Raw genomic sequence first — 9,251 nt, forward strand, 5'->3', positions numbered from 1 at the left:
ATGGAAGCCCATGGCCTCCATCGCGGCGGTGGTGCCCTCGACCCCTCCGCCGCCGAACCAGCCCAGGAGCTTCTGGGAGCCGTGGGCGGCGAGGACGGCGCCGGTGCCGGCGCGCAGGACGAGCAGGCCGAGGTCACGCCGGTTGAGGCAGGCCATGGGAGCTCCCGGGGACGAGGAGGACGGGGTACGACTCCACTGTCGCCCGGCGCCGTTGCGGGGGCTCGGCCTGTTACGCCGTACGGGGGACGTCTCACGAGACCTCACAGGCGATGTCCCGGGCTCCCGGATGCGACGTACGTCATTGTGCAACTTGTTGCACAAAGCCTCGCCGATCCTCTAGAACTGGCGGGACGACACCGCGCGAGGAGACCCCCATGAGCCCCTACCCCACGCTGCTGAGCCCGCTGGACCTCGGATTCACCACCCTCCCCAACCGGGTGGTCATGGGGTCGATGCACACCGGGCTCGAAGAGGCCGAGAAGGGCTTCGCGCGGATGGCCGCGTTCTACGCGGAGCGCGCCCGGGGCGGCGTCGGCCTCATCGTCACCGGCGGCATCGCGCCCAGCGAGCGCGGCTGCTCCGCGCCCGGCGGCGCCAAGCTGACCACCGAGGCGGAGGCCGAGGAGCACGCCCTGATCACCTCGGCGGTGCACGCGGAGGGCGGCCGGATCGCGATGCAGATCCTGCACTTCGGCCGGTACGCGCACCATCCGGCCCTGGTGGCGCCCAGCGCGCTCAAGGCGCCCATCAGCGGCTTCACCCCGCACGCGCTGACCGACGACGAGGTCGAGGAGACGATCGAGGAGTTCGTCCGCGCGGCCGTCCTCGCGCGCCGCGCCGGCTACGACGGGGTCGAGATCATGGGCTCGGAGGGCTACCTCATCAACGAGTTCGTGGTGGCGGAGACCAACCACCGCACCGACCGCTGGGGTGGCTCGTACGAGAACCGCGTCCGGTTCCCGGTCGAGATCGTGCGCCGGGTGCGCGAGGCCGTCGGTGACGACTTCATCCTGATCTACCGGCTCTCCATGCTCGACCTCGTCCCCGACGGCTCGACGCTGGAGGAGGTGGTGCACCTGGCCCGCGCGGTCGAGGCGGCCGGGGCGACCATCATCAACACCGGCATCGGCTGGCACGAGGCCCGCATTCCCACCATCGCGACCTCGGTGCCGCGCGGCGCGTTCACCTGGGTGACCGAGAAGGTGCGCGGCTCGGTCTCCGTACCGCTGGTGACGAGCAACCGCGTCAACACCCCGGAGGTCGCCGAGGAGATCCTCGTCTCGGGCCACGCGGACATGGTGTCGATGGCCCGCCCCTTCCTCGCCGACCCGCAGTTCGTGGCGAAGGCCGCGGCCGGCCGTTCCGACGCGATCAACACCTGCATCGGCTGCAACCAGGCGTGCCTGGACCACGTGTTCAGCCTCAAGATCACGTCCTGCCTGGTCAACCCCGGGCCTGCCACGAGACCGAGCTGGTCCTCTCCCCCACCCGGACCCGCAAGCGCGTCGCCGTCGTCGGCGCCGGCCCGGCCGGTCTCGCCTGCGCGGTCACCGCGGCCGAACGCGGCCACGCGGTCACCCTCTTCGACGCGGCCGACGAGATCGGCGGCCAGCTCAACGTGGCGCGCCAGGTGCCCGGCAAGGAGGAGTTCGACGAGACGCTGCGCTACTTCCGCACCCGGCTGCGCGAGCTGGAGGTCGACGTACGGCTCGCCACCCGCGCCGACGCGGGCACCCTCGACGGGTACGACGAGGTGGTGCTCGCCACCGGGGTCGAGCCGCGCACCCCGCCCATCGAGGGGGCCGGTCACCCCAGCGTGGTCGGTTATCTGGACGTGCTGCGCGACAAGGCGCCGGTCGGCGACCGGGTCGCGGTCATCGGAGCGGGCGGTATCGGTTTCGACGTCGCCGCGTTCCTCACCGATTCCGGGGAGGGGACCAGCCAGGACCCCGAGGTCTTCCTGCGCGGCTGGGGCGTGGACACGTCCTACGCGCACCGGGGCGGGCTGCGTCTGCCGGAGCGTCCGAGGCCGCCGCGCACGGTCCACCTGATCCAGCGCAAGGCCACGAAGGTCGGCGCGGGGCTCGGCAAGACCACGGGGTGGATCCACCGCACGGAGCTCCGCCACCGGGGCGTCACCATGATCGCGGGCGCCACCTACGACCGGATCGACGACGCGGGGCTGCACCTGACCGTGGACGGCGAGCAGCACGTGCTGCCGGTCGACACGGTCGTGCTCTGCGCGGGGCAGGAGCCGCGCCGGGAGCTGTTCGAGGAGCTGCGCGCGGCGGGCCGGCCGGTGCATCTGATCGGGGGCGCCGACGTAGCGGCCGAACTCGACGCGAAGCGTGCCGTCCGTCAGGGCACCGAGCTGGCCGCAGCGCTCTGAGCACGCTCCGGGCCCGTGCCCCGGGCCCGCGTTCGTAGGATGCACCCCATGTCACTGCCGCACGCGATCCTCACCGCTCTGCTGGAGAAGCCGTCGTCGGGGCTGGAACTGACCCGCAGGTTCGACCGGTCGATCGGCTACTTCTGGTCGTCGACGCACCAGCAGATCTACCGCGAACTGGGCAGGCTGGAGCGGGCCGGGCGCATCCGGGCCCTGCTGCCGGAGCAGCCGGCCAGGGGCAGCAAGAAGGAGTACGAGGTGCTGCCGGCGGGCCGCGAGGAGCTGGCGGCGTGGGTGGCGCTCTCCGAGGACCCGAAGCCGGTCCGCGATCCGCTGCTGCTGCGGATGCGGGCGGCGGCGGTCGTCGGGGCACCCGGGCTCGGCGCGGAGCTGCGTCGTCATCTGGACCTGCACCGGCGGCAGCTGGCGGAGTACCTGGAGATCGAGGGGCGCGACTTCCCGCCGGAGCGGAGGAAGGGCCAGGACGACCGGCTCCGCCACCTCCTGCTGCGCGGCGGCATCGACCTGGAGAGTTTCTGGATCACCTGGCTGACCGGGGCGATCGAGGAGCTCGACGGGCCGGACGGGCCCGTGTGAGGGCTGTCCGCCCCCCGGTCCGTGCGCGCGCTCCTTCCCGCGCGCCCGCGCACGAAGCATCAAGGGCTCCGCCCGATGCAGCGTTCACGCCCTCCCGCGCTGATCGCGGACCGCCCTACCCTGGGCCGACCCGGCCGTCGGACCGGGCCAGGTCCCAGGGGAGGCGCGTATGAGCACCTACGACGAACTGATCGAAGCCGAGGACCCCGTGCTCTACCTCCGGCTCGGCGGGGCCGGTACGGAGCTTTCCCCGGGCGGCCCGCGCGCCGTGTTCCACGGTTCGCCGTCCCACAGCCATCTGCCGAACGGCGACAGCGCCACCCTCTTCGACGGAACCTCCGCCCAGTACGTCGAGGTCCCCGACGACCGCTCCCTGTCCGTGTCGACGACCGGGGCGCTGACGGTGGAGGCCTGGTTCCGCCCCGACACCCTCACGTTCCCGGCGAGCGAGGGCACCGGGTACGTGCACTGGCTGGGAAAGCTCACCTACGCGACGGTCAACCAGGCCGAGTGGACGGCGCGCATCTACAGCGCGGACAACACCGAGGGCCGGGCCAACCGCGTCTCCGGGTACGCCTTCAATCCCGCCGGGGGCCTGGGCGCCGGTTCCTACTTCCAGGACACGTTGTATCCCGGGGAGTGGATCCACTACGCCCTGGTGATCAACACCAGTCCCGCCGGCCCCTCGTACCCGACCGGTTACACGAAGATCTACCGCGACGGGAGGCTGCGCGACCAGGACGCGCTCGCCGACTACTCGATCGTGCCGGGCGACACCCCGTCCCCCGTGCGCATCGGTACCGCGAGCCTGAGGTCCTTCTTCCTGGGTGCGATCGGCAAGGTCGCCGTCTACCCGCGGGAACTGACCGCCGAGCGTCTGGCGGCCCATCACGCCGTCATGACCAACACCTGAGGAAGCCTCGGCTCCGTGGCGGACCGGCCGGTGGTCCGCCCGGCGTCAGCTTCCGGCGGCGGCAGCGGGTTCGGGGCTTTCGGCCATCGGCCGCTTCAGGCCCCGCGGGCTCCCGATGACCGTGCGGCGCCGGACTCCTGATCTCCGGCGGTTCCCCGGGACGTCGGGTACCGGAGAGGCCGGGTGGCGGCCCTGCACGGCGACGGGGGCGGGCACGGATGCGAGCGGGGGACGTTCCGGGTCGTCCGCCTCCGGTACCGGTACACCGGCCGCCGCCTGGGTCCGGGACTGCGCCCTGCTGAGCAGGACCACTCCGTACGCCGAGAGCGCGACGCCCGTGACCGCCGGGATCACGCTGAGGGGGCCGCCCTGGAGGCGCTCGCCGAGCAGGACCATTCCGATCGCGGCGGCGGCCACCGGGTTGGCGAGGGTCAGTACGGCGAGCGGGGCGCCCAGGCCGTCGCGGTAGGCGGTCTGGGAAAGCAGCATCCCGCCCATGGAAAAGGCCGCGACCAGCAGGGTCACCACCACGGTGCGCGGGGTGAGCAGGGCGCCCGAGTGGTCGGTGAGGGCGACCGTCAGGGTCTGGGTCAGCGCGGAGGCGACCCCGGAGGTGATCCCGGAGGCTGCCGCGTGCCGCAGACCGGGACGGGCTCCGGGCCGGCCGAGGCCGGACACCACCGCCAGCGTGACCGCGCCGACCCCGAGGGCTTCCCCGAGGCCGAGGGTCTCGTGCGGTGCGGCTCCGCCCGCCGCCGTCAGCAGTGCGGCCAGTCCGACGAGAGTGAGGATCGTGCCCCGCCACTCGGTGCCGCTGACCTTGCGGCCGGCGGTACGGGCGCCGAGCGGTACGGCGGCCACCAGGGTCAGTGCGCCGAGCGGCTGGACCAGGGTGAGCGGCCCGTACCTCAGGGCGGCGACGTGCAGAAGTGCCCCGGTGGCGTTGAGTCCGACCGATGCCCACCAGGCGCCGCGGCCGAGCAGCCGGAGTCCGCCGGAGCCGGGTTCGGTGCGTCCGGCCAGCCGTGACTGGGCCACGGCTGCGGCGGCGTAGGCCACGGCGGAGACGAGGCAGAAAAGGATGGCGACGAGCGTGGCGTTCACCGTCCGCCTCCTGGTGCGGTGAGGGTCCGCTGCGGGGCGGACGGGTTGCCCGTGTAGGCGTGGGCGCCGGCCGGGACGGGCACGCCGGCGGCGTAGGCCGTGTGGCTTCCGACGGGGCCCGCCAGTCCGGCGGAGGGCCAGGGGCCTCGGAGCCGTACCGATCGGGAGGGGTGGTGCAGCGGGATCGCGGCCAGCGCGAGCGCGAGAAGGGCAGAGACGACGAGGGCGTCGAGCCAGTAGTGGTTGGCGGTACCGACGATCACCAGCAGCGTGGCGAGCGGATGGATCAGCCAGAGCCAGCGCCAGCGGGAGCGGCCCGCGGCCACGAGCCCGATCGCCACCATGAGGGCCCAGCCGAAGTGCAGCGAGGGCATCGCCGCGAACTGGTTGGCCATGGTGTCGGTGGTGGGCGTGGCGCCGTAGACCGTGGGTCCGTACACCTGGCCGGTGTCGACCAGGCCCGCGGCGGCCAGCATGCGCGGCGGGGCCAGCGGGAAGAGGAGGTGGAGCGCGAGGGCGGCGCCGGTGAGCGCCGCGAGTATTCGGCGGGACCAGACGTAGTGGTGGGGGTGCCGCCAGTACAGCCAGACCAGGAACAGCACGGTGGCCGGGAAGTGGACCGCCGCGTAGTAGGTGTTCGCCAGGTGGATCAGAGTCTCGCTGTGCAGCAGGACTCCCTGGACGTCACCCTCCCCAGGAAGACCGAGCGCGCGTTCGAAGTTCCAGACGTGTCCGGCGTTGTGGAAGGCCTCGTCGACATGACCGTTGGCCGCTTGGCGGCCGAACTTGTAGACGACGAAGAGTCCGACGACAAGCAGGAACTCCCGGACGAGGGGCGGGCGGGCCGAGGTATCCGGCTCCCGTTCCACAGGCGTTCTGCGGGCGTACATCACCCGTGCCCCTTACTGACGGTTGTGGTGGTACCTGGGAGTGGTTCCCTCCACACCCAATCGATACGCCAGTGTACCGATACGCAAACGTATCGGTACACTGGCGTATCGAAGCGCTTTACCGCCGAGCCCAGGAGGAACGAACCGTGCCGACCCGGGACTCCGCGCGAGAAACTCAGGAAAAGCAGGAAAATCCGGCACATCAGGACACCGAGGCACAGGACGCCGCGACACCCTCACCCCGGTCCCCTAGGTCGAAAATCACACCGGAGCGCGCCCAGGAGCTGTACGCGGCGGTGCTGCAGCTGCTTCGCGAGAGCGGGTACGAATCCCTCACCATGGAGGGCGTCGCCGCACGGACCCGCTGCGGCAAGTCGACGCTCTACCGGCAGTGGGGGTCGAAGCCCGAACTGGTCGTCGCGGCACTCCACAGCACCCGGCGCGAGTCGCTCGCCCACATCGACACCGGCACCCTGGCCGGCGACCTGCTGGCGGCGGCGCGGGCGATCGGCGCCCGCTCGGGCCTCGACACCTCACTGGTGCACGCGCTCAGCCATGCCGCCCTGCAGAGCCCGGAGCTGCTCTGCGCGATGCGCGAGTCGCTGGTGATGCCGGAGATCGCGGCGATCGAGGCGATGGTCCGACGGGGCCGCGAACGCGGTGAGATCGCTCCCGACTGCGCGACCGCCGAGTACGTCGCGGCGCAGCTGTTCGGCATGGTGCGCGTGCGCCCCCTGCTCGATGCCCGGCAGGCCGACGGGGAGTACCTCGTGCGCTTCACGGAGCGGGCCATCCTGCCCGGGCTCGGAGTGGAGACCCCTCCCACCGAGCCCTGACGAATCGTGGGCCGTCCATCCCAGCGGAGGGAACGGCCCGCTCGCGTCGCACCGTGGGGACGGGGGCGGCGCACCCCGACGGCCGGCGGCTTCCACCGAAGACGCCGGCCGTTCGCGTGCCCGAAGGGCCCCGAGATCCTTCTTCGGGGCCCTTCTTCGGGGCTCTTCTTCAAGGCCCCTTCTTCAAGGCCCCTTCTTCGGGGCCCCTTTTTCGTCCCCTTGACGATATCCCCGGCACCCTTCTATCGTGGTACTTGTCGTCAGCTTGACGAGAAACGGAAGGGGTCGTTCCATGGCCGACATCACACGGCGCTTCGGCTGGCGCCACCTGCGTTCCGCGCCCACCGCCCACATCCGTCACCACAAGCGCGGGACGCTCACCCACGACGGCCCCGGGCTGAGTTTCTGGTACCGCTCGCTGAGCGCGGCACTCTCCGAGGTGCCGGTGGACGACCGGGAGCTGGCGATGGCGTTCCACGCCCGTACCGCCGACTTCCAGGACGTGACCGTGCAGGCCACCGTCACCTACCGGGTCAGCGACCCGGCGCAGGCGGCGGCCCGGCTGGACTTCTCCGTGGACCCGGACACCGGGGTGTGGCGCGGCTCCCCGCTCGAACAGATCGCCACCCTGCTGACGGAGACCGCGCAGCAGCACACGCTGGACGCCCTGGCCCGTACCCCGCTCGCCACCGCCCTCGTCGACGGTGTGGCCTTGGTGCGCGAGCGGGTGTCGGCCGGACTCGCGGCCGAGCCCCGGCTGCCCGCGACGGGGATCGACGTGGTGGCGACCCGGGTCGTGGCCATCCGCCCGGAGGCCGAGGTGGAGCGCGCCCTGCGCACCCCCGCCCGCGAGCAGATCCAGCAGGAGGCCGACCGGGCCACCTACGAGCGCCGCGCGGTGGCGGTCGAGCGGGAACGCGCCATCGCCGAGAACGAGCTCGCCAGCCAGATCGAACTGGCCCGTCGCGAGGAGCAGCTCGTCGACCAGCGCGGTACCAACGCCCGGCGCGAGGCCGAGGAGAAGGCGGCGGCCGACGACGTCCGCGCCCGCGCCGAGGCGTCCCGCGCGGTGCGGCTGGCCAAGGCGGAGGCGGAGGCCGTACGGGAGACGGGCGCGGCCCGGGCCGACGCGCAGGCGGCCTGGCTGCGCGTCCACGCGGAGGTCGACGCGGCCACCCTGCACGCCCTCGCCGCGACCAAGCTGGCGGAGAACCTGCCGCACATCGACAGCCTCACCCTCTCCCCCGACGTGCTGACCGGGCTGCTCGCGCGCCTCGGCCGCCCCGGCGGCGGGACCCCGGCGTGAGCCTCGCCCCCCGCGCCGTCCTCGTGCACCGGACCACGGAGTACGAGGAGCTGCTCGCCCGGCACGGTACGCACGGTCAGGCCGCGTTCTTCCTCTCCACCCGCGGGCGCTCCCTGGACGAAGTGGCACAGCGGCACCACCGGACGCTGCGGGCGCTCGCCGACGTGGCGTCCGCGGTACCGCTCACCTGGCGGCGCTCCCGGGTGGAACGCGCCGACCTGGACCGCTTCCTCTTCGCGCCGGAGGACGTGGTGATCGTGGCCGGGCAGGACGGGCTGGTCGCCAACGCGGCGAAGTACCTCTCGGGGCAGCCGGTGATCGGCATCGACACCGATCCGGGGCGCAATCCCGGCGTTCTCGTGCGCCACCGCGTACGGGACACGGGGGCCCTGCTCCGCGCGGTGGCCGCACCCGCGGCCGGTGGCCGGGTGGACGAGCTGACGATGGTGGAGGCGGTCGCGGACGACGGCGAGCGGCTGGTGGCCCTCAACGAGATCTACCTCGGGCCGCCGGGACACCAGACCGCCCGCTATCGGATCGGGCCGGACACCGGGGCCACTCCTCACCCCGGAGCCGCCGAGGCGCAGGCGTCCTCGGGCGTGCTGGTCGGCACGGGCACGGGCGCCACCGGCTGGCTCCGCTCCCTCTGGCAGGAACGCGGCAGCACCCTGCGGCTGCCGGCTCCCTCGGACCCCCGGCTGCTCTGGTTCGTGCGCGAGGCCTGGCCGTCGCCGGTGACGGGAACGTCGATGGTCGCCGGGGAGCTGGGGCGCGGCCGGCGGCTGCGGCTGACGGTCGAGTCGGACCGGATGGTGGTGTTCGGCGACGGAATGGAGTCCGACGCGCTGGAGCTGACGTGGGGCCAGTCGGTCCGGATCGGGGTCTCCCCGACCTCGTTGCGGCTGGTCGGCTGAGGGCGGCCGTACGGCGCGGGCGGGGAATAGGGTGCCCCTCCGGATCACCGGAGGGGCTCGATCACCGGGTGCGGCTCATCGCCGCAGCCGCCGTCGCGCTGACCGCGGCGGTGTGGCTCCTCGGCGAAGGCCGGGACCGAGTCCCGGCGGCGGGGGGCGACTCACGTCGGGGCCGACCCGGCTCTCCCGCCGCAGCGGTCCGGGGCACCGGCGGCGGCCGAGGGGGACACGGGCCACGGCTGACGGATCTTCCGCGTGCCTGGTCCACCGCGAACGGGTTCGGCCCCGTCGCGTGTGCGGCG

Annotated in this window: 8 protein-coding genes and 1 pseudogene; 6 read left to right on the forward strand and 3 right to left on the reverse strand. The window is 72.9% G+C overall.

Going from position 1 to position 9,251, the window contains the following annotated elements; translation table 11 throughout:
* The coding region (locus ACWD3D_RS28110; protein ID WP_451463592.1) for a DoxX family membrane protein at positions 1 to 156 on the reverse strand (156 nt) is incomplete at its 3' end.
* Between the two features lie 218 nt (positions 157 to 374).
* On the opposite strand from ACWD3D_RS28110, the pseudogene ACWD3D_RS28115 reads away from it, so the two are divergent.
* The 3 genes and pseudogenes from ACWD3D_RS28115 (at position 375) to ACWD3D_RS28125 (ending at position 3,899) form a co-directional block, all read left to right on the forward strand.
* Positions 375 to 2,389 (forward strand): annotated as a pseudogene (locus ACWD3D_RS28115) (oxidoreductase).
* 48 nt (positions 2,390 to 2,437) lie between these two features.
* The gene (locus tag ACWD3D_RS28120; protein ID WP_451463586.1) at positions 2,438 to 2,986 is read left to right on the forward strand and encodes a PadR family transcriptional regulator; all 549 of its coding nucleotides are present in this window, start codon (positions 2,438 to 2,440) and stop codon (positions 2,984 to 2,986) included.
* A 169-nt stretch (positions 2,987 to 3,155) separates the two neighbouring features.
* On the forward strand, positions 3,156 to 3,899 hold the full coding sequence (locus ACWD3D_RS28125; RefSeq protein ID WP_451463587.1) for a LamG-like jellyroll fold domain-containing protein: 744 nt from the start codon (positions 3,156 to 3,158) through the stop codon (positions 3,897 to 3,899).
* A gap of 45 nt (positions 3,900 to 3,944) precedes the next feature.
* Here ACWD3D_RS28125 and ACWD3D_RS28130 read toward each other — a convergent pair whose 3' ends face one another.
* Positions 3,945 to 5,003: a DMT family transporter gene (locus ACWD3D_RS28130; protein ID WP_451463588.1), complete on the reverse strand. Its 1,059-nt coding sequence runs from the start codon at positions 5,001 to 5,003 to the stop codon at positions 3,945 to 3,947.
* A complete protein-coding gene (locus ACWD3D_RS28135; RefSeq protein WP_451463589.1) occupies positions 5,000 to 5,893 on the reverse strand; it encodes a phosphatase PAP2 family protein in 894 nt (297 codons plus the stop codon). The genes ACWD3D_RS28130 and ACWD3D_RS28135 overlap by 4 nt, the downstream gene beginning before the upstream one ends.
* 260 nt (positions 5,894 to 6,153) lie before the next feature.
* On the opposite strand from ACWD3D_RS28135, the gene ACWD3D_RS28140 reads away from it, so the two are divergent.
* From ACWD3D_RS28140 to ACWD3D_RS28150, 3 genes are all read left to right on the forward strand, one after another.
* Positions 6,154 to 6,729, forward strand: a complete 576-nt coding sequence (locus ACWD3D_RS28140) for a TetR/AcrR family transcriptional regulator (RefSeq protein WP_451463593.1) — start codon at positions 6,154 to 6,156, stop codon at positions 6,727 to 6,729.
* A gap of 292 nt (positions 6,730 to 7,021) precedes the next feature.
* On the forward strand, positions 7,022 to 8,035 hold the full coding sequence (locus ACWD3D_RS28145; protein WP_451463590.1) for an SPFH domain-containing protein: 1,014 nt from the start codon (positions 7,022 to 7,024) through the stop codon (positions 8,033 to 8,035).
* Complete coding sequence (locus ACWD3D_RS28150; RefSeq protein ID WP_451463591.1) at positions 8,032 to 8,949, forward strand: hypothetical protein; 918 nt, start codon at positions 8,032 to 8,034, stop codon at positions 8,947 to 8,949. The genes ACWD3D_RS28145 and ACWD3D_RS28150 overlap by 4 nt, the downstream gene beginning before the upstream one ends.
* Positions 8,950 to 9,251 lie beyond the last annotated feature (302 nt).

This window comes from Streptomyces sp. NPDC002690 (genome assembly GCF_053592415.1).

Coding starts and splice junctions, on each gene's coding strand:
- ACWD3D_RS28120 (WP_451463586.1), top strand. CDS start 2,438: ATGTCACTGCCGCACGCGATCCTCACCGCTCTGCTGGAGAAGCCGTCG.
- ACWD3D_RS28125 (WP_451463587.1), top strand. CDS start 3,156: ATGAGCACCTACGACGAACTGATCGAAGCCGAGGACCCCGTGCTCTAC.
- ACWD3D_RS28135 (WP_451463589.1), bottom strand. CDS start 5,893: ATGTACGCCCGCAGAACGCCTGTGGAACGGGAGCCGGATACCTCGGCC.
- ACWD3D_RS28145 (WP_451463590.1), top strand. CDS start 7,022: ATGGCCGACATCACACGGCGCTTCGGCTGGCGCCACCTGCGTTCCGCG.